The 252-nt window shown below is 45.6% G+C and carries 1 protein-coding gene; it reads left to right on the plus strand.

Annotated features, from left to right (window positions below):
* Window positions 1–184 (plus strand): hypothetical protein (locus M8006_RS18035; protein WP_250084611.1); only part of this gene is annotated, 184 nt, incomplete at its 5' end.
* Between the last annotated feature and the right edge of the window lie 68 nt (window positions 185–252).

Below are 252 nucleotides of genomic sequence, written 5' to 3' on the forward strand. Positions count from 1 at the left end.
GATGGCCGAGCCAGAAAGCCTGCATGGCATTGAGTTCGTGGTTCATGAGGATCTCCTGGATAAAGAAAGCCTCAGTGTGGTCAGCAAAACTCAACGTGAGAAGATGTGGTTAATGGCTCGCTTACCCTTATATTTTATCAAAAAACGTGGCAAATGGGGAGCAAAAAATCAGCCAACACACTGAAAATCCAATGCTTTATGAGGCTGCATTGCCTTCAGGTCATAGCCATCCAGCAACCAGTTGAGTTCTTG

The organism is Halomonas llamarensis, assembly GCF_023555005.1.
In the GTDB taxonomy this organism is placed as follows: Bacteria; Pseudomonadota; Gammaproteobacteria; order Pseudomonadales; family Halomonadaceae; genus Vreelandella; species Vreelandella llamarensis.